The 20,021-nt window shown below is 44.7% G+C and carries 14 protein-coding genes, 1 tRNA gene and 1 pseudogene; 7 read left to right on the plus strand and 9 right to left on the minus strand.

The features are described from left to right. Nucleotides 1-74: 74 nt before the first annotated feature. Together myaer_RS12920 and myaer_RS12925 are read right to left on the minus strand one after the other, a co-directional pair. Entirely contained in the window at nt 75-422 is a 348-nt protein-coding gene (locus myaer_RS12920; protein WP_046662392.1) for a YkgJ family cysteine cluster protein, read from the minus strand. A 265-nt stretch (nt 423-687) separates the two neighbouring features. Next, nucleotides 688-759, minus strand: a tRNA-Val gene (locus tag myaer_RS12925). An 83-nt stretch (nt 760-842) separates the two neighbouring features. On the opposite strand from myaer_RS12925, the gene myaer_RS12930 reads away from it, so the two are divergent. After that, entirely contained in the window at nt 843-1,379 is a 537-nt protein-coding gene (locus myaer_RS12930; protein WP_046662393.1) for a metal-binding protein, read from the plus strand. Between the two features lie 134 nt (nt 1,380-1,513). Here myaer_RS12930 and myaer_RS12935 read toward each other — a convergent pair whose 3' ends face one another. The 5 genes from myaer_RS12935 to pipX all read right to left on the minus strand — a co-directional run bounded on the left by myaer_RS12935 (nt 1,514) and on the right by pipX (nt 5,911). Then, nucleotides 1,514-3,034 carry an ArnT family glycosyltransferase gene (locus myaer_RS12935; protein ID WP_046662394.1) on the minus strand — a complete coding sequence of 507 codons (1,521 nt, stop codon included), beginning with the start codon at nt 3,032-3,034 and terminating at the stop codon, nt 1,514-1,516. Between the two features lie 78 nt (nt 3,035-3,112). Next, nucleotides 3,113-3,925 carry a pyrroline-5-carboxylate reductase gene (proC, locus tag myaer_RS12940; protein WP_046662395.1) on the minus strand — a complete coding sequence of 271 codons (813 nt, stop codon included), beginning with the start codon at nt 3,923-3,925 and terminating at the stop codon, nt 3,113-3,115. A 123-nt stretch (nt 3,926-4,048) separates the two neighbouring features. Further along, nucleotides 4,049-4,621, minus strand: coding sequence for a cell division protein SepF (locus myaer_RS12945; RefSeq protein WP_046662396.1), 573 nt, complete (start codon nt 4,619-4,621; stop codon nt 4,049-4,051). A 354-nt stretch (nt 4,622-4,975) separates the two neighbouring features. Next, on the minus strand, nt 4,976-5,635 hold the full coding sequence (locus tag myaer_RS12950) for a YggS family pyridoxal phosphate-dependent enzyme (RefSeq protein ID WP_046662397.1): 660 nt from the start codon (nt 5,633-5,635) through the stop codon (nt 4,976-4,978). Nucleotides 5,636-5,638: 3 nt separating this feature from the next. Next, a complete protein-coding gene (gene pipX, locus myaer_RS12955; RefSeq protein ID WP_046662398.1) occupies nt 5,639-5,911 on the minus strand; it encodes a transcriptional coactivator PipX in 273 nt (90 codons plus the stop codon). Between the two features lie 524 nt (nt 5,912-6,435). Here pipX and myaer_RS12960 point away from each other — a divergent pair. Beyond that, nucleotides 6,436-7,977: an NAD(P)H-quinone oxidoreductase subunit N gene (locus myaer_RS12960; protein ID WP_046662399.1), complete on the plus strand. Its 1,542-nt coding sequence runs from the start codon at nt 6,436-6,438 to the stop codon at nt 7,975-7,977. Nucleotides 7,978-8,076: 99 nt separating this feature from the next. On the opposite strand, the gene myaer_RS12965 is transcribed toward myaer_RS12960, so the two are convergent. Together myaer_RS12965 and ychF are read right to left on the minus strand one after the other, a co-directional pair. Beyond that, a complete protein-coding gene (locus myaer_RS12965) occupies nt 8,077-10,110 on the minus strand; it encodes an N-6 DNA methylase (RefSeq protein WP_046662400.1) in 2,034 nt (677 codons plus the stop codon). A gap of 400 nt (nt 10,111-10,510) precedes the next feature. After that, a complete protein-coding gene (ychF, locus tag myaer_RS12970; protein ID WP_046663767.1) occupies nt 10,511-11,602 on the minus strand; it encodes a redox-regulated ATPase YchF in 1,092 nt (363 codons plus the stop codon). A gap of 380 nt (nt 11,603-11,982) precedes the next feature. Between ychF and myaer_RS12975 the strand changes: the two genes are divergently transcribed. The 5 genes and pseudogenes from myaer_RS12975 (at nt 11,983) to murI (ending at nt 19,852) form a co-directional block, all read left to right on the plus strand. Beyond that, a complete protein-coding gene (locus tag myaer_RS12975) occupies nt 11,983-14,016 on the plus strand; it encodes an elongation factor G (protein ID WP_046662401.1) in 2,034 nt (677 codons plus the stop codon). A 162-nt stretch (nt 14,017-14,178) separates the two neighbouring features. Further along, a complete protein-coding gene (locus myaer_RS12980; protein ID WP_046662402.1) occupies nt 14,179-15,405 on the plus strand; it encodes a dicarboxylate/amino acid:cation symporter in 1,227 nt (408 codons plus the stop codon). 116 nt (nt 15,406-15,521) lie between these two features. Further along, nucleotides 15,522-16,898 carry a cation:proton antiporter gene (locus myaer_RS12985; RefSeq protein WP_046662403.1) on the plus strand — a complete coding sequence of 459 codons (1,377 nt, stop codon included), beginning with the start codon at nt 15,522-15,524 and terminating at the stop codon, nt 16,896-16,898. Between the two features lie 146 nt (nt 16,899-17,044). After that, nucleotides 17,045-18,942, plus strand: a pseudogene (locus tag myaer_RS12990) (N-acetylmuramoyl-L-alanine amidase). Between the two features lie 97 nt (nt 18,943-19,039). Next, nucleotides 19,040-19,852 carry a glutamate racemase gene (gene murI / locus myaer_RS12995; RefSeq protein WP_046662404.1) on the plus strand — a complete coding sequence of 271 codons (813 nt, stop codon included), beginning with the start codon at nt 19,040-19,042 and terminating at the stop codon, nt 19,850-19,852. Nucleotides 19,853-20,021: the final 169 nt, after the last annotated feature.

Raw genomic sequence — 20,021 nt, forward strand, 5'->3', positions numbered from 1 at the left:
CAAAAAGCTAGGAAAAATAACCAGACCACTTATTTTCTTCCCCGTCCGAGTTATTTCTGGGATGGGGGTAAATCTTAGCCTACTTGCTGACGATAGCTATTCATTTCTAGGCTATCTTCCCCATAAAGATCCTCAATGTGTTCATGACAACAATCGATCGCAAATTGCTCAAATTCTCCCGGTTCAATTTGATACATTTTGGCAAAAATATCGGGTTGAACACGACAAAATTCTGGTCTCTGGTCATAAATGGTACAGAGACGGGTTTGGCGATCAAAGTTTATACACCAACCCTCTTCCCCCACCATGCTGAGATATTGACTTAATTGTGCGGGAGTAAGATATTCTTCTAAGTCAGGACGCTCATCGGGATTTAGTTGACAACAAGCTCCACAATTTTTAATACATTTCCAATTGGCCATATAATACTAAATCCGTTGAGTATGCGCTACATATCAGGACAGGCACTCATGCAATAGGCAATAGGCAAAAGCGGAAATAAATAATCAGTTTTTAATAACCGGATTTAGTATAACCGCTGTGCCGCGATGAGTTAATCCTAGTACCTACTGACTAGCTTACTAGCAAATAGCCCCTATTTCCCGTTCAGCAGCAATTACCCTCAATAGTTTTAATCTCAACCTGCGATCGAGAGTGAAAGCTTAACGAGGCAAGAATCTAATAAAATGGGCGTTGTAAGGGTCGAACTTACGGCATCCTGCTTGTAAGGCAGGCGCTCTACCACTGAGCTAAACGCCCGAATCAATTTCGCACTTTCTCAGCATAACATATATTTTCAAAAAAGTATATTATTTTTTTGAGCGAGTTGATTTTTTTTTCCGATGCCCTCTGGTCGAACTCACGATCGCATTACCCTAATTCTGCTGCCACCGATTGCGGGGGCGAGTTTTTTGGTCAGTGGCAGTGGTAACTTAACCTTGTTACTGTTGGCCAGTTATTTGTTTAGCGGATTCCTGTTTGGGCCAGATCTGGACATCCACTCGGTACAGTACAAACGTTGGGGTTATCTGCGCTGGTTGTGGCTACCCTATCGTTCCATGATCCGTCATCGCGGTTGGTTATCCCACGGTTTATTGATCGGCACGGTCTTTCGGTTATTTTATCTGGGTAGTTTTCTTTTACTAGCGGCGATCATCATCATTCCCATCCTGCAAAGTTTCTGGGGTATAGACTGGGATTGGCGACTGTGGCCGCAGCAAGCGATCGCATTATGGCAACAGTATCCCCGGGTAGCGATCGCTATTTTCCTAGGTTTAGAATTAGGGGCGATGAGTCATAGTTGTAGTGATTGGATCGGATCGGCCTACAAACGTTCTCGAAAAGTGGCTCAAAAACCGGTAAAAAAGAAAAAACGTTAATATAGCGTTTTTCACTCTGCTGAGGTACAAAAGTTATGGGTTTTAGGCAAAAGGCAACAGGCAAAAGGCAAAAGGGAAGAAAAATAGGTGTACCTCACTAGCTTAGGAAACGCTATAGTCTCCGTCCAGAATTTCTAATTAGCCTTACTTTGATATTCTTGCCAAGTTTTCGGACTGATAAAGAGAGTTCCTTTTTCTTGCTGGTCGGGAAACTGGATATAATTTTTCTCTAAATAATCCCTGAGTTTTGGTGATTGCAGAAATTGCTTTTCAAATCGATAGAGAAAAACCAAATCGGGCTGTCTTTTTTCGATAACTTCTAGGATAAAATCCCCATCAAGATTCTGATTGATAAATCTCTTTCTGGTGATGACGGCAGTTTCTGGGGGTGTTTTCAAGAAATACTGATATATGTAGTGAGGATTATCGGTTAACAGAAGTTTATCGGAGTTTTTAAATTTTTCAAACACAGCTTCTGCTAAAATAGGTTTATACCTTTTATTAAATTGAACGTAGGCATTAATTGCAGGATCACGATTGGTAATTATTCTCAATGTATTAAAGAGAAATTGACCAGAAAGGGAGAGAAAAATCAGCATTTTGAGAACTAATTCCTGGGTTATTTTTCGATTTTGCCTAAATTCTCCGAGGCTATCAGTAATTTTTAACTGTTCGACAAACAAGGCAATGATCCAAACGGCGGGAATAATTAAATGGATATAGTAATAGGGCCAAATTGGGGCGACTGTGGCAAATCTAAATAGATTAGAACCCAACCAGATCAAGGGCGGTAAAAGTGGTATTATATTGCGAGTAAAAACCATCGCTATAATAGCGATCGCTGTGACGATCAGATAAATTGGTTCGTGTTGTAGGGCGCTTTGTAAGAGAGTCCATAAGGTGAGATTTTCTTCACCGAAACTAGCTGCAACACTGACATGAGATTTAATAATATTTTCGTAGGAAAAAGGAAAAATAGTCAGGGAACCTAAGACAAAGACTAAAACAATAGCCCCTGACCAAATAACAATATCAGTGATTCTTTTAATAAAACTATTCTGTTGATTGAGAAAAATAATTAAAGCTACAGTTGGGATAATAGTAATGCCCGAAAGTTTAATTTGCAGGGAAAAAACAAAAGCAATGGCACTGAGTAAATACAGCCAATACTTAAGCTTACCCGGGGATTGAAGGGCTTTAAAGATGATAAAAATACTTAAAATTGTAAAAAAAAGTGAGGGTAACTCCCGCAGCATTGTCGTTGACATGGTAATATAAACTAGACAGGTTGAGAGAATAAATACCGATAAACACGAGGCTAATATTCCGCAATTAACTCTCAGAATTAGATAAAAAATCCCTAACATAATTGTGGATAAAGAAAGCACCATAAGGCGGGCGGCATGGATAGTAAATCCTGTCACGCTTAACCAACCATTTAGTAAAAGAGATAAACCCGATAAATGATCGTGCCAAACTTGTTCGTAGAGACGATAACCTTGTTTAGTGACGTAGGCAAGTACCATGGCCACCGCTTCATCAAAATTAAGGATATAGGGATAATGAAGCGGGACTTTCCAGAAAACAATCCCCAGAAAAAAAACAGCAATGGCAATTAATGCCATTAAATCAAAACGATAAGATTTCTTATTCATAACTTTTTCTGGACAAGAATTGCTGCGTATCTTATCACAGATCGAGACATCAGTTATGGATTAAAAAAGATACAAAAATTACTTTTCAGAACTACGCCCTAAATCTTTAGATCTATGATAGGCCGCCACCACTGCCTCGATAATAGTCGAGCGAAAAGAGCCTTTTTCTAATTGTCTCACCCCGGCAATCGTCGTTCCCCCGGGGCTAGTGACGCGATCCTTTAATTCCCCCGGATGTATGGCCGATTCTTTTAATAGGGTTGCCGTCCCCAAAACTGTTTCTATAGCCAATTGAGACGCAATTGATCGCGGTAATCCCGCCGCCACACCACCATCGCTTAAAGCTTCCACCATCAAGGCCACAAATGCCGGGCCCGATCCCGATAATCCCGTTACCGCGTCCATCAAAGCCTCGGGAACTTCCACCACCGAACCGACCGCGGCAAAAATATCTCTGGCTACGGCCAGATGTTCCGGTTCCGCATGACGACCAGCTGCGATCGCTGTAACCCCTTGTCCCACCGTGGCTGGGGTATTGGGCATCGTCCGGATCACGGGGCGATCGGGAAAGCCCATTTCTAAGCGATTGAGGGTAACTCCTGCTAAAATCGAGATAATTAGGGGTTTTTCGGGTATTCCCAGCAAGCTATTCACTACTTGCTCTAAAATTTGCGGTTTTACCGCTAAGATTAACACCTCGGTTGCTCTAGCGGCTTCTCGGTTATCCTCACTGACTTGCACTCCGTAGGTATTAACCCAAAAGTGGCGCCGTTGGGATTGGGGATCACTAACCAACACCGTTTCGGGACTATAAATATTTTTTTTTAATAAACGGCTGAGAATGGCCTCGGCCATCACTCCACCGCCAATAATTCCTAAACGAATAGACACAGTATTATTGAAAATAAAAAGTAAAAAGGGAGATTGAGAGGTCTTACCCAGGAAAAACGGCTCCTCTCGAGAATCGATCGATTTCTAGCTTCGACAAACTTGACGAGAGGACTATGGGAGGATTCATTGAGCTAATCGACTGCTTTCGGCGCCCCAAGCAGGTGTGGAGGAAACGGGACGAGTTATTTTCGGGTTGTCGGTGATATCGTGAATAGTTCCGGAAAGGGTGCTAACTTTAACGCAGCTGGGGGTAAATAGGAAAATACTCTCACCGATGCGTTCTTGATGACCATCAATTGCATAAGTGCCACCGGCGACGAAATCCACGGCTCTTTGTGCCTCTTCGGGATCCATGACGTTGAGGTTTAAAACCACCGATTTGCGTTCTCTCAGGGTTTGGATAACTTGGGGCATTTCCTCGAAGGAATGGGGCTCGATCACGACCACTTCTGCATTATTGTTGTTAATACCTGGCATACCGATCACGTTGCTTCTGTTGAGTCCCATAGATGTGGCTGTATTGAGATTTAAAGGTTCGCGTTGACGACGATTGAGGGGGTCTTCTTCTTCGTTTTGATCCCTATCTTGGGGGGAAGACTTTTCCCAGTTCATTTCTTCGTAGTCGGTTTCGTCTTCGTCTTCCGGTTGTTCGGAGATACCGACAAAATCTTTGAGTTTGGTAAAAATGTTGTTCACAGTCTAATGTCCTTCAAAAGATTTTTTTTGGTGGTCTTGGCCAGAGTCGGGGTTATTTATTGGCCTTTAACAATTTTTGCTCTCATTTGGTACAGGAGAACTATTTTGTTAAGGGTTCGTCAATCTAGTCGATCAAACCAAATTTTTCCTTCTAGTCGTCTGTAGGCAGCGATTAGTTCCCCAATTAAGCTATCAGCCGTCAGCCTTTAGCTAGAAAAAGGTCAGTCGAGACTTTTTGTCAATCCTGCCAATTTTTTACTGCTCTTGCCTAGACTAGACGCTGTAATTCTAAGACATATTATCACCGATTATTAAAATTTCTAGAGGTTTTTTCTGTAAATTTACGGCGATGGTTTAATAAATGCGATCGCCGAAGATGCCAGTTCCCACCCGGATCAAAGTGGCTCCGGCCTTGATGGCCAGAGGATAATCGTTAGACATCCCCATGGATAGATGAGGCAGGCATAAACTAGAGCTATTCTCGATTATTTGGGCTAAATCGCTGGTTTTTTCAAAGGCGGCTAACTTTTCCCCGTCGGATAATCCTTGGGGCAGAATTGTCATCAAACCCTGAATTTTTAGCTGTTTACAGTTGACTAAAGCGGCAATATCTGCTATCAGTTCGTCCGTGTCCCAACCGAACTTATCGGGATCGGGGACAACTTTCACCTGTAGCAAAACTTGGGGATTAATCTCTAATTCCCCAGCTAGGCGATCGAGTCTTTGGGCTAATTTTAAACTATCGAGGGAATGGATTAAATCAAAAGATTCTAGAACTTTGCGGGCTTTATTTGCCTGTAGATGCCCGATAAAGTGCCAAGAAATATCCTGGAGGTCTTTTAGTTCTTGCTGCTTCGAGATTGCTTCCTGTAGCTTACTTTCAGCAAAATCTCTCACTCCTGCTCGGTAAGCTTGACGGATATAATCGCTCGATACCTGTTTGCTGACGGCAATCAGACGCGCGGAGGGGGGTAGGGTAAGACGGATTGACTCGATACGACTAGCGATCGTCATGAACTAGACTGAAAAGGTTTGTTGATAAGTTTGGTTGAGACTGTTAAATTCTTGCACATTACTGCCCCGGCGCAAATTCCGCAGCCGGTTTTCCACCAAAAGACGAGCATCGGAACGACTGACCGGATCGAACGAGACTTTTTTGGGACCCACCGTCACCAGAAAAAAAAGACGTTGGGCATAAAGAGTGGTAAATAATTCCTGATGTTCTTCTAATAGACAGACTCTGTATAATAGACCGAAAGTGGGATGATTGAGATAGGTTTCGTTACTCATTCAAGCGATCGCTAAAGGAAAAGGATGGAGCGAACCAAAAAATTTTTCAACAAAAAAATCAAGCGGATGGCTGGAAAACAAGTGATTTTCCTGGTGTTTCCCCTAGCCTGATTTTACCAGAATCCTTCAATGACAACTAACGATCCCAGTCTATGTCATGATTTCCTGAGTTTTCTCTTTTTCCCTGTTAACTTGGATACATCTCGGTGACAACTTGTCAACATCAGAAATTAGCTCTCCTGCAAAAATCAAACATCTTCTGTGAGGCGAGAAGACTCCTAGACTCCGCTACTCCGAGAGAGGAATAGTAAAAAGACAAGAGACAACTAAAATACCCATAAAAGCTAAGATTATGTCAAATTTATCTGGGTTTTTAGATATTTTGACCCGATAGCGGCGATCAGTGAACTGAAAACTCACACCTGATCAGTGATCACTGATAACTGATCACTGAATCGCTGATGAAATGCCCTAAGCTTGTATTAAGCCTTTTTTAACTTCAAATTCCTTTAACCTCAATCAATATGGATTTTTCTAGTCTTGTTGCCAGTCAGCTAAACGCCGGCGCTATCTGGCCCGAAGGAATCCTGATTATCACCCTGATGGTGATTTTAATCGGCGATTTGATCTTGGGACGGAGTGCCAGAAGTTGGCTGCCCTACGCGGCGATCGCTGGTCTGCTCGCTGCTGTGGTTGCTCTCTACTTTACCTGGGACAATCCGAAACCATTGGCCTTTTTAGGGGCTTTTGAGGGGGATAATCTCAGTATCGTCTTTAGGGCGATTATTGCCCTTTCTACCGCCTCCACAGTGCTGATGTCTGTGCGTTATGTGGAACAAGCGGGAACCTCCCTAGCGGAATTCTTGGCCATTATGCTCACCGCAACCCTCGGGGGAATGTTCCTATCCGGCGCTAGTGAATTGGTGATGATCTTCATCTCCCTAGAAATGCTCAGTATTTCCTCCTATCTAATGACCGGTTACATGAAGCGGGATCCTCGATCGAACGAGGCCGCTTTAAAATACCTGTTAATTGGAGCTTCTAGCTCGGCGATTTTCCTCTATGGTGTTTCCCTTCTCTACGGTTTATCCGGAGGTGAAACCAGTTTAAGTGCCATTGCCCAAAAATTAACCGATGTTAACGGTGGTCAGTCCCTGGCCTTAGCGATCGCATTAGTGTTTGTGATTGCCGGTATCGCCTTCAAAATTTCGGCGGTTCCCTTTCACCAGTGGACTCCTGATGTGTACGAAGGTTCACCCACTCCCGTGGTGGCTTTCCTCTCGGTGGGTTCCAAAGCGGCCGGTTTTGCCCTAGCAATTCGCCTATTAGTGACGGTTTTCGGTCTAGTGAGCGAACAATGGCGGTTTATCTTTATCGCTCTAGCAATTTTGAGTATGATCCTCGGCAACGTGGTCGCCTTAGCCCAAACTAGCATGAAACGGATGTTAGCCTATTCCTCGATCGGTCAGGCGGGTTTTGTCATGATTGGTTTAACCGCCGGTACTGACGCGGGTTACTCTAGCATGATTTTCTATCTGTTAATTTACCTGTTCATGAACCTAGGGGCTTTTGCCTGTGTGATTCTCTTTGCTCTCAGAACTGGAACCGATCAGATCGCTGAGTATTCGGGACTCTACCAGAAAGATCCGCTCCTAACCCTCTGTTTAAGCATCTGTCTCCTCTCTTTGGGGGGAATTCCGCCTCTAGCGGGCTTCTTTGGTAAGATTTATCTATTCTGGGCCGGTTGGCAAGCGGGACTTTATGCCCTCGTCCTCGTTGGTTTAGTCACCAGTGTGGCCTCGATTTACTACTATATCCGTGTGGTCAAAATGATGGTAGTTAAGGAACCCCAAGAGATGTCCGATGCGGTGAAAAATTACCCCGTTATCAATTGGACTCTTACCGGGATGCGTCCCCTACAGGTGGGCATTATCCTCTCCCTAGTGGCGACTTCCCTGGCCGGTATCCTTTCCAATCCTCTCTTTACCCTAGCGACGGATTCCGTCACCACTACCCCCATCCTACAATCGGCGGCCCTGGTGACGCACATTTCCCGGGCAAATTGAGAATCCCTGTTGATTTATCCTAGCTATTCTAGTCCTGTCTTAAGGTTGGGATAAATCAACCACCTTAAGACTTGTTCTAAGCTTAACCTGCTTTTTGCCTTACTCAAATTGGCCAAGTAGAAGACTCATTTCGTTAACAACATTCTCACTTGCCTTTAACGCTTCTTTTCTAATTGCTTGAATTTCGGTCATACTTTTTGCTATTCTCTGCTGTTCAGATTGGGGTGGAATAGGCACTAAAACTTTTAACAAATCATCCCCTAAAATAGTAGGAATAGCATGACCTGTCATGTACCTTTTAACCTGACGCAAAAAAAAGTCTGTTCGCATATATACCAATAAAAACAAAGGCTCGACTCCCTGAATATTTCTTAATACTGAAAATCCATTTGAGCAAATTGCCCCCTCTTCATCTTCCGTGATTAGGGCTGTTGCTTGGCGTGGTGTTCCTGTACTTGCTCCTGAAATTGCTGTAATAATATCGCCTTTGTACAATCTATAAGTTGCGCGAGATGGGGCCTCGTATGCCTTAATTATTTGTTGAGAAACAACTTGCATTGTACGATAATCAACATCGGAAATAGCTATATATCTAATTTCACTATCCCTAGCTAAACGAAAATCAGCCGCATCTCTCAAAATATCGGCAATTTCACCTAAAGGTTTCGCCCCAATAGATTTTAGATGTTCTAATAATTTTTGGTCATTGGGTAAATAATGTTCGGCATCCAGTCTCGAATTGAGCAGGGTGTTTTTAACTGTATAAATACAATCGCTGTTTTGTGCAAATTCGCCATTGATAAATGACCTAAAAGAGCGAGAAATATCATCTATATCATCGTCAACTATTGGCAAACCTGATTTTTTTCGGGCTATAACTCCCGACTCGTTGCGCTTATATATTGTTTGTCCTTTAACGTCATAGCCTATTTTTTTGATTTGTGCCATAAAACAAGAATCATTGTTTGCTGGTAATTTTTGAACTACTAAAAGTGATGTCTTGATTCCTGTACCGTATGGCACGAATGCTTCCGGCGGTATGGAAACAACACCTAATATTTTTGTTTGGGAGCGCAACCAATGCCGAATCGGTCCATTAGAGATATTTTGTAATAGACCATCGGGCAGAATAATCGCCATGCGCCCACCTGCGCGCAATAATTTTATAGATTTCTCAATAAATAAAATATCGGGCGACTGACCCGCTAAAACGGTTGGGGAAACTTCCCAACCATTGGACGCTGATTTATGCCATTTCCTGGCGAGAAGATATGATTGAAGAATTTTCTTGTCTTCTACTTTGCCTTTATTTCCGAAAGGAGGATTGGTCAAGATAACATCAAAGGAATTATTTAATTTTTCATCTTCGATAAGCGCATTAGTGCAGATAATTTCTGAACCTGTGCCACCTTCAAAAACTAAACGAATCATTCCCGAAAGAGCGACATCGGGATTAAATTCAATTCCTGTAATACTTTCTTGCACAAAACTTGCTATATTGAACTCTGGATTATTTTGTCGAACATGGTTTATTGCTTGAATTAAAAAACCACCACTTCCGCAAGCAGGATCTATAATTTTTTCGTTTGGTTTGGGGTCTATCATTTCAACCGCAAGGCGGACAATTGGGTGAGGGGTAAAAAATTCTCCCCTATCTCCACGCTGGTGTCTATTTACAAAAGTCTGGAAGGCTTCCCCTTTTATATCGCCAGATGTTTTACTTAAATTAATGTACTGTAACCTGCCTACAATATAAGCAAGAGTTAAAGGTTTTAACTTGAATGTGTCATCGGTGAAAAATCCCCGATAATGATTCTTGATGGAGGTAAATAATTGACTGAGACGCGACATAAATTCATCGGACTTATTGGCGACGATGGCTTTATATTCACTTGCTGTAACGCCAAAATTTACAGATTGCTTGACAGATTTTTCATCATGAAGTTTGATGATGATTAGTTTAACCATCTCGTGAAAAATCTTGTCTTTGAGCATTCCTTCGTTGGCGTAAATATAATTATGGCACTCTTCAAAAACTGCGGAAAGATTGTTAGAAGGTCGTAATTCCTGAATTTGCGGGAGTTTTTCAGGTAACAGGCTGTCTTCAGAAAATAACAATCCTTGCTCTTTCATTTTTCCAGTTTGATTTGACCGTTTCCCCTTGCGGGTTGTTGAATAGATAGAATATTTTTAGTCTCGACTCCTAGCAAACCAGTCTTTTAGTGGACAGAGATCATCACCATCTTGATTAAACAAGAACTTGCCCCTATACCTAATTATAGAATCTAAATTAGAGGATGTCAAGAGATAAAAAATTCAGTTTAATGTTAACCAAAGTGAGTAAAAAAAGCTGAGAGATTGTTGATGACAGAAATTCGGAGCATCTTTCAAATTGACAATGCCTATTGTAGGGTTAATTCATGAATTAGCCCTACACTTGGCGCTAATTCATGAATTAGCCCTACAGCTATTGACAAGGCCTATTGTTTAGCCTTTTGATCAGGTGGGTGGCACTCACCTGATTTATTTTTAGCTAAACATTAAAACGGAATAGTAAAACATCACCCTCTTGAACAATGTATTCCTTGCCTTCACTTCTGACTAAACCTTTTTCTTTAGCGGCGCTCATCGTGCGACTATTAACTAAATCCTGATAAGACACAGTTTCTGCACGAATAAAACCCCGTTCAAAATCCGAGTGAATAACTCCGGCTGCCTGGGGTGCTTTCATACCGGCAATAATCGTCCATGCGCGGGTTTCTTGGGGGCCAGTGGTGAGATAGGTACGCAGTCCTAATAACTCGTAGGTAGCTTTAATTAAAGATTTTAATCCCCCTTCTTCTACTCCTAAAGAACCGAGAAAATCTTTTCTTTCTTCCTCCGACAATTCCACTAATTCCGATTCTACTTGAGCAGAAACGATCACAACTTTTGCCTGTTCCTGTTGGGCAATTTGACGGACACTTTCTACCCAATCATTACCCGTGGCCAGATCATCTTCGCTCACATTAGCGGCATAAATAATCGGTTTACGACTCAATAAACCGAGATTTTTAATTAATTCTTCTTCCTCTTTGCTTAAATCCACTTTTCGCGCCGAAATACCGTCATTAAGACAAATTAGGATTTTTTCAAGGATAACCAATTCTTCGGCGGCTTCCTTGCTATTTTTCGCCTGTTTGCGTAAACGTTCCACCCGCTTCTCCACCTGTCCCAAATCCGCTAGAGCTAACTCTAGATTAATCACCTCGATATCCCGGGCCGGATCCACGGACCCAGAAACATGAATAATATCATCATTATCAAAACAGCGCACCACATGAACGATCGCGTCCACTTCCCGGATATTAGCCAAAAATTGATTACCCAATCCTTCCCCCCGACTCGCACCCTTGACTAATCCGGCGATATCGACAAATTCAATCCGCGTCGGCACGATTTTCTCAGAATTAGAGATTTTAGCCAAAACCTCCAGACGTTCATCGGGGACGGATACCACACCCACATTCGGTTCAATGGTACAAAAGGGGAAATTAGCGGCCTCCGCCTTAGCATTAGCCACCAGAGCGTTAAATAGGGTCGATTTCCCCACATTTGGCAGTCCCACGATTCCAGCTTTCAACATAAAAATTGCTTGATAAACATCATCCCGACCTCTCACTATATCAGGCAACCTCTCGTTTTTGTGAATCCGGTTGATGAGAAAGACGGTGGATAGTTAACAGCTTAGTTAACATTTATTCAAGTTCCTTAACTAAAAGTAGGCGAGATTTTACAAGAGATTGCGAGAATGGGATGTAATGCTTGAGACTGAGTTAGGGTGAAGAGTAGGAAAGAATACACCTGTAGCACTGGGCAAAATTATGGCAAGACAGGCCTTTCACTTCTAAATACGTCCTGAGAGTAATTTTCAGTGCTATGACAGTATATTTCCCAAGGGCGATCGAGTGTAAATATCGTCCAATCGCCACAACTAATCACTAAATCATTGTTGGGGGTATCTGTATGAATCAAAGTATCGGAGCAAACACCCGTAATGTGGCCCTTGTCGGCCCCTACTCCAGTGGAAAAACCTCCTTACTGGAAAGTTTACTTTTCGTCACAGGAGCCATCACCAGAAAAGGCAAAATCAGCGATCGCAACACCGTTGGTGATAGTTCCACACAAGCACGGGATCGACAGATGAGTGTAGAAGTTTCCGTTGCCCATAGTCAATACCAAAACCTAAATTTTACCTTTCTCGATTGCCCCGGTTCGATCGAATTTGCCAGTGAAACCTATAATGCCCTCGTCGGGGCTGGTGCTGCTATTATCGTTTGTGAACCGGTGGTTGATCGAGTTCTCACCCTGGCTCCCTTGCTAAAATTCCTCGATGATTGGGAAATTCCGCATCTAATCTTCATCAACAAGATGGATCGCTGTAATAGTCACTTTAACGAAGTCCTACAAGCTCTCAAATCCGTTTCTAGTCGTCCCCTCGTTCCCCAACAATATCCTATCCGTCAGAACAGCGAAACTATCGGATTCATCGATTTAATCAACGAACAGGCTTATCATTACCATCCTAACAGTCCCGCCGATCCCGTACCTTTACCCGACCACCTCAAGGAAGAAGAACAGATCGCTCGACAAGAAATGCTAGAAACGATTGCCGAATTTGACGATCATCTTTTAGAAGAACTCCTCGAAGATATTAACCCCTCCCGGGAAGAAATTCTCCAAGACTTAAAACAAGAACTGGGAGCCGATCAGATAGTACCCGTGTTCTTCGGTATGGCGGAACGGGACTATGGTGTGCGTCATCTCCTCACCGCTTTAGTGGAAGAAGCACCGGCCCCGACAATTACCGCCAATCGTCGCGGTCTCGATCCGGGTGCGGACGGGGACGCAGTGGTACAAATCCTCAAAACCTATTTTACTCCCCAGGGCGGTCGCCTCTCCCTAGGGCGAATCTGGCAGGGAACCCTTAGCGATGGCATGGCCTTAAACGGTGTGCGGATTGGTGGTATCTATCGTCTCATGGGACAACAACAACAACCCCTACAGCAGGCCCAAGCGGGGGAAATTGTCGCTCTCGGTCGTTTGGAGGGAATCGCCACCGGAGACGTGGTGAGCAGCGGCAGTCAAAAACCCGACCTTCCCAAAGGATTACAGCTTAAACCCGTCTTTGCTCTCGCTATTGCCGCCGTCAATCGCAAGGATGAAGTTAAATTAAGTTCAGCTTTGACAAAACTGATCGAAGAAGATCCCTCCCTCTACTGGGAACAACACGGCGACACTAAAGAAGTGATTCTCTGGGGACAGGGAGAAATTCATCTACAAGTGGCCCTCGATCGCCTAGCACGCAAGTATAATCTACCGATGACCACCCATTTACCCCAAGTCCCCTACAAGGAAACGATCAAGGCCAGCACCAAATCCCACGGACGTTATAAACACCAAACCGGCGGCCACGGTGCTTTTGGCGATGTGTATCTCGATATTAAACCCCTGGCCCGGGGGGAAGGTTTCCACTTCCATGAAAGCATTGTCGGTGGTGTCGTCCCCAAACAGTATATCCCCGGGGTGGAAACGGGAGTGCGGGAATATCTCGGTCATGGTCCTTTGGGTTTTCCCGTGGTGGATATTGATGTTACTCTCACCGATGGTTCCTATCACAGTGTCGATAGTTCCGAACAAGCTTTTAAACAAGCGGCCCGTCTAGCGATGACGGAGGGACTGCCTAAATGTCATCCGGTCTTATTAGAACCCATTCTATCGGTGACGGTTCTCGCTCCCTCAGAATACACCGCCAAGGTTTTACAGTTAATCAGTGGTAAACGCGGTCAAATTCAGGGTTTTGAAGCTTCTGAGGAGTGGAAAGGTTGGGATCAGATAACAACCTATCTCCCCCAAGCGGAAATGCACGATTTTATCGTTGAATTGCGTTCTTTGACTATGGGTGTCGGTTTCTTCCAGTGGGATGAGGATCACCTGCAAGAAGTGCCGGATAAACTGCGTGATGCGGTTTTAGCTATGCAGGGTAATGGTAACAAGTAAAGTCTTCTTGGCTGTCACTAAAGTAGAGCGATAAATTACCGAGAGATGGGCTTTTATTGGCTCATCTCTCCCTTTTCTGGCAAAAAATGACAGAAGGGTTCGATAAAATTAGCCTAGTGCTATACTGCCCCAAATTAGTCTCGGAATTCTCAACTTAACGCCATGAATTTATCTAACCTGATCTTAGTCGCCCTCGGTGCGGGAATTGTTTTCGGTGCGCTGCTTAATGGTTTTTTTCCTGCCCTAATCCTACCTTTAGATGACTATATTCTCGCGCCGGTGGGACAGGTTTTTCTGCGCTTAATTCAATTTGTGGTGGTTCCGATCGTTTTTTCTTCTCTTATTTTAGGATTAACCCGGGTACAGAATGCGGCGCGGATCGGTAGATATTTACTCAGATTGATGACTGGCTATCTGCTAACCAGTACACTTGCTCTGTTAATCGGCATGGCCACGGCGTTGTTATTAAAACCGGGGATAGGTTTAGAGGGATTTGCCACTAATGCCGCCATGACCACCAATACACCAGTATCCTTGAGAGATTGGCTGATTAGCTTAATCCCGGTTAATCCCCTAGAAGCTCTTACCGGGGGCAATCTTTTACAGGTAATCGTGACGGGAGTTTTATTTAGTATCGGCATCGGACTGGCCAAAGAGGGGGCAAAACCTTTTATTCTCTTGATAGACAGTCTTTATCTAATCAGCGAGAGAATCCTATCGGTGATTCTTTATCTAGCACCTGTGGGGGTATTTGCCCTGATTGCTTCGGTTATCGCCACCCAGGGATTAGAATTAGTGGCGAGACTTTTTTTCTATGTTTTTGGTCTGTTTTTGGCCAGCGCCTTGATGATTGGGGTGTATGTTTTGCTCCTTTTTGCCCTCAAAGGAGAACCTCGACGCTTTTTTAGCTCTTTATCGGAATCTTTATCCTTAGCTTTCGGTACTGCTAGTTCTAACGCCGCTTTACCCGTGGTTTTGCGGGAAATTCAAGAATACGGTTTACCCGAAGATATCGCCAGTTTCGCTATTCCCTTGGGAACGGTACTAAAACGCGATGGTTCGGCAATTTTACAGGGATTTAATGCTCTTTTTATCGCTCAGGTTTACGGAGTTCCTTTAAGTCCCTCTTTGTTATTAGCGATCGCATTGAGTGGTTTATTGGTTTCTTTTAGTACCCCGGGGGTCCCCGGCAGCGCATTAATTACCATGACTACCGTATTATCGGCAGCGGGTTTACCCTTAGAGGGAGTAGCTTTAGTCGCGGGGGTCGATCGCTTGACCGATGGCTTTAAAACCGTGTTAAATGTGATCGGTAATACAGTTAATGCCATCCTGCTCAATTACTGGGAATTAGGAGAAAAGGAAAAATCCCTAGAATCAAAAAACTAGCCTCACTAGACTGCGGCAGGACCCTAGTAGAAGTTAGACAAGGGGCAAAGTTTAATAGGGAATAACTGAATAGGCTGCCAGCTTGTTAGAGTATTGAGAGTAATTTTGAGCGAGCGATGATACTACAGCCTTTCCTTTCTTCCGCTTGGAGTTTTAATCTTCCCCTGTTAGCCTCGGCAGCTACAGCCGAAACTGCCGATAGTGCCTTAGTTTTAGCCTGCGTGCTGCTGAGTTTGACCGTTATTTATTTCGCCTGTAAACTGGGGGGGGAAATATGCGTCCGATTCAACTTGCCTCCCGTGTTAGGAGAATTAGTCGGTGGCGTGATTATCGGGGTTTCTGCCCTAAAATTACTGGTTTTTCCAGAAGGGGGAGCGGGATTCGAGGATTCTCTGCTAATTCACTTCCTAGAATCCACTTCCCCCCTCACCCCGGAGCAATCTCCCGCCGTTTTTAGTGCTGCCAGTGAGGTGATTTCCGTCCTCTCGGAATTGGGGGTAATTATCCTGCTGTTCGAGATCGGTTTAGAATCAGACTTACAGGAATTAATTCGCGTCGGTCCACAGGCAGCTGCTGTCGCAGTGGTGGGGGTTGCGGTTCCCTTTTTGGTGGGTACTTTGGGTTTAATCTATATTTTCCATCTGGCCACCATTGCCGCTATTTTTGCCGGGGCAGCTTTAACCGCTACCAGTATCGGCATTACCGCCAAGGTTTTAGCAGAAATAGGGAAGTTATCGGCGAAAGAAGGTCAAATTATCATCGGGGCAGCGGTTCTCGATGATATTCTCGGTATTATCGTTCTCGCTGTCGTTGCTTCTTTGGTGAAGACCGGAGAAGTGCAAATTAGCAAAGTAATTTATCTAGTTATTAGTTCTAGTGCTTTTGTGATCGGGGCGATCCTGATCGGTCGTTTTTTAAGCCCCTTTTATGTTCAATTAGTTAATAGCATGAAAACTAGGGGACAATTGATCTTAGTTTCCCTGATTTTCGCCTTTATTCTTGCTTATATTGCCCAAGTTATCCAATTAGAAGCGATTCTCGGTTCCTTTGCTGCGGGCCTGGTCCTGGCGGAAACGGAAAAGCGCTCGGAATTGGCAGAACAAGTGTTCCCGATCGCCGATTTATTTGTACCGATATTTTTCGTCTGTGTGGGGGCAAAAACCGATTTAAGTGTGCTTAATCCCGCTATTCCTACCAATCGAGAAGGATTAGTCTTAGCGGCTTTCTTAATTGTCGTCGCTATTTTGGGTAAAGTGGTAACGGGGTTAGCCGTTTTCAGCAAGGAAAAACTCAATCGCTTGGCGATCGGAGTTGGCATGATTCCCCGGGGTGAAGTGGGTTTAGTCTTTGCCGGAGTCGGGGCCGCTAGTGGTGCTTTATCCCCCGCTACCGATGCGGCCGTTATTATGATGGTGATCTTGACTACCTTTATCGCTCCGCCCCTGTTAAGGTTAGTATTTAAAGAACCCACCACCAGTCCTCAAGAAACATAGCAGACCATGCCAACGTCCCATAAGCTTGTTTTTATTGATAGTCATTCTCAGAGCATTAACGGAGCTATGGATGGCCAAAAATCGACAAAATAGTCCATTTTTACCGAAAAAAGGTAATTGATAACTGAGCAACGGGAGCATCGATCGTGAGATTTCATTGGTTATTCCTAAGCGCATTAACTTGGTTGCTGGTGGCGGCCCCTGCTTGGGCGGGCAAGCTCGTCTTTTGGCGATTCGACACCAATGAGAATCGTCTGGTGTTCACCACCGACAATCGAGTGCAACCGCGAGCGCAAATGATCACTAACCCCACCAGGATCGTGATCGATCTGCCCGGGATCAAGTTAGGGCAACCCAATATTAACCGGCCCATTGGCAATATCGTCAGAAGTGTCCGTATTGGTCAATTTGATGCGGAAACTACCCGTTTAGTGATTGAATTAGCCCCCGGCTACACCTTTGATCCTCAACAGGTAAAAATTCGCGGAATTTCGCCCACCCAATGGACAGTGGAACTGCCAGATCCCCAACCGATTAGGGAGGAAACGCAACCACCCGTCACCCCTGACCCCACACCTACCCCCGATCGCGGTTCCACCCGTCCCACTCCCCCACCTCCAGTTAGCCAGACGGACAACAACGATGATTTTCAGGTCACTCGCAATGGTCTTTTTGTCCGTTTAGAGCAAAATGGTGATGATCGATCGATCCGCAGTCAACGCAGCCGCGACGGCAAAAAAATCGAATTTGAATTACCTGGGGCCACTTTACCCGGTAGTCTCACCGGTCAAACTATCCCTGTCAATCGCTATGGGGTCGGTGATATTCAATTCAGTCAGACTGCCAATCAACGGGCCAAGATTTCCCTAAGCGTTAATAAAGATAGCCCCGATTGGCAAGCTCTCTATAGTCGTTTTGGTGGCTTGGTTTTACTGCCTAGGGGTGGTCTGAGTTCCGTGGATAATATCTCCTCACCTCCCCCGACTCAGGCCACTAATCCCACTCCCCGTCCCAATAATCCCCCCGCGAAAACTGCCAATAATCCCCCTTCTAGCAGTCGTTTGGCCACGATCTCCTCGATCGATCTGGCAGGTAATAACGATCGCCTCTTAATTCGCGCGGATTTACCCCTAAAAGCTAACGGCATTGTTAACCGGGATGGTGTCTATGAACTACGCATCGAAAATGCTAAGTTAGCCGACTCTTTTCGCGGTCCGCGCTTCGGTCGCAATAGTCCCATCTATCAATTGCGGGTACGTCAGGAAAGTGTCAATAAGGTGCTGATTTTGGTACAGACGGCCGCGGGTTTTCAACTGGGACAATTAACTCAAACGGGCAATCAAACCCTAGCCCTAGAATTGCTGTCCTCCCGCAATTCTAGCCCCGTTTCTCAGGTTCCTGACTCCACCACTATACCTGTCCCTTTACCCCCAGATACGGGGCAATTTAACCCACCTCCGCGCCCCTCTGACCCCACTCCTAATCCCCCCGACAACGCAATAGCCGCTTTCTGGTGGTGATCGATCCGGGCCACGGTGGTAAGGATCCGGGGGCGATCGGAATTGGTGGCCTTCAGGAAAAAAACGTAATTCTGCCCATTTCCCTAGAAGTTACCCGCATCCTGCAACAACAGGGCATCGATGTGCGTCTAACTAGGGATAGCGATTTTTTTGTCACCCTGCAAGGGCGCACGGATCTGGCTAACCGGATCGATGCCGATCTATTTGTCAGTATCCACGCTAACTCTATGGGGAAAGCACGACCGGATGTCAATGGCCTAGAGGTGTATTACTTCGGCGATCGCCGTTTATCGGATACCATCCATCGCAATATTGTCCGCAGTGTCGATATGCGCGATCGGGGGGTGCGTCGGGCCCGTTTCTATGTGCTGAGAACCTCGAAAATGCCCTCTACCCTCGTGGAAGTGGGTTTCGTTACTGGCGCTGAGGATGCTGCTAAATTAGCCAATGCCAACTTTCAACGACAAATGGCGGCGGCGATCGCTGGGGGGATTATTGAATATATTCAACGAAATCTCCGTTAATGATTAAATGATTGGAGCATTAGTTTACCAATCAAAAAATCCGTGTTTTAATATCATCAAATAAAGCTACTTTAGATCAGCGTTTTCCTCGATATCTATGAGAGAATCACAACTTAGTCCGATTGGTGTGTTTGATAGTGGTGTGGGTGGACTGACCGTTTTAAGGGAGTTGTATCGACAACTGCCCCAAGAATCAATTCTCTATTTCGCTGATACCGCTAGACTTCCTTACGGAACCCGTTCTAAAGGGGAAATTATCGAATTTGTCCGGGAAATTCTCACTTGGATGGGCGAGCGCCGGGTGAAAATGGTGATTATGGCCTGTAATACCAGTTCCGCCTTGGCTTTAGAAGAAGTACGGGCCGAATTTAAAGATTTACCGATTTTGGGGGTAATTTTGCCCGGGGCAAAAACTGCCGTTAAACAAGGAAAGCGCATTGGTGTGATTTCTACCCCGGCTACGGCTAAAAGTAATGCCTATAAACAGGCGATTCAAGAAATCGATCCTACTGCCCAAGTTTGGCAAATTCCCTGTCCTGAATTTGTACCTTTGATCGAGGCTAACCGCATTTTTGACCCCTACACCACGCAAGTGGCTAGGGAATATCTTCAGCCTTTACTGGCAGAAAATATTGATACTCTGGTCTATGGTTGTACCCATTATCGCCATCTTTCCCCGGTTTTACGTCGTCTTTTACCTAGTTCCGTGCGCTTGGTAGATCCCGCCGCTGCCGTTGTGCGAGCGGCGGAAAAAGAGCTAGAATTATTAGGTATAAAAAATCCCGAAACACCCCTACCTACTAACTTCGCAGTTAGCGGTGATCCTAACACTTTTGCCCGTTTATCTCGTCAATGGCTCGGTTTTTCTCCTACGGTAGAAAAGGTTTATTTACCCGTCCCTGTTTTATAACCGTTAGCCTTTTTCAGTGAGCAGTAATCAGTTAGAAAAGGCAGAAGGCAAAAGGCAAAAGGAAACCAGATCCTTGCCCCCATCTCCTGACGACCGACTCCTATCTCCCCACTGATAACTGATCACTGATAACTGATCACTGATTAGGAGTTGATTTTAGCTTTTTTGC

The organism is Microcystis aeruginosa NIES-2549, from assembly GCF_000981785.2.
GTDB lineage: Bacteria > Cyanobacteriota > Cyanobacteriia > Cyanobacteriales > Microcystaceae > Microcystis > Microcystis aeruginosa_C.

Excerpts from the sequence above, each read along its gene's own strand:
- murI (WP_046662404.1), top strand. The coding sequence starts at position 19,040 with ATGAGAGAATCACAACTTAGTCCGATTGGTGTGTTTGATAGTGGTGTG.
- myaer_RS12960 (WP_046662399.1), top strand. The coding sequence starts at position 6,436 with ATGGATTTTTCTAGTCTTGTTGCCAGTCAGCTAAACGCCGGCGCTATC.
- ychF (WP_046663767.1), bottom strand. The coding sequence starts at position 11,602 with ATGTTGAAAGCTGGAATCGTGGGACTGCCAAATGTGGGGAAATCGACC.
- myaer_RS12985 (WP_046662403.1), top strand. The coding sequence starts at position 15,522 with ATGATACTACAGCCTTTCCTTTCTTCCGCTTGGAGTTTTAATCTTCCC.
- myaer_RS12930 (WP_046662393.1), top strand. The coding sequence starts at position 843 with ATGCCCTCTGGTCGAACTCACGATCGCATTACCCTAATTCTGCTGCCA.
- myaer_RS12965 (WP_046662400.1), bottom strand. The coding sequence starts at position 10,110 with ATGAAAGAGCAAGGATTGTTATTTTCTGAAGACAGCCTGTTACCTGAA.
- myaer_RS12975 (WP_046662401.1), top strand. The coding sequence starts at position 11,983 with ATGAATCAAAGTATCGGAGCAAACACCCGTAATGTGGCCCTTGTCGGC.
- pipX (WP_046662398.1), bottom strand. The coding sequence starts at position 5,911 with ATGAGTAACGAAACCTATCTCAATCATCCCACTTTCGGTCTATTATAC.
- myaer_RS12920 (WP_046662392.1), bottom strand. The coding sequence starts at position 422 with ATGGCCAATTGGAAATGTATTAAAAATTGTGGAGCTTGTTGTCAACTA.
- myaer_RS12980 (WP_046662402.1), top strand. The coding sequence starts at position 14,179 with ATGAATTTATCTAACCTGATCTTAGTCGCCCTCGGTGCGGGAATTGTT.
- myaer_RS12950 (WP_046662397.1), bottom strand. The coding sequence starts at position 5,635 with ATGACGATCGCTAGTCGTATCGAGTCAATCCGTCTTACCCTACCCCCC.
- myaer_RS12935 (WP_046662394.1), bottom strand. The coding sequence starts at position 3,034 with ATGAATAAGAAATCTTATCGTTTTGATTTAATGGCATTAATTGCCATT.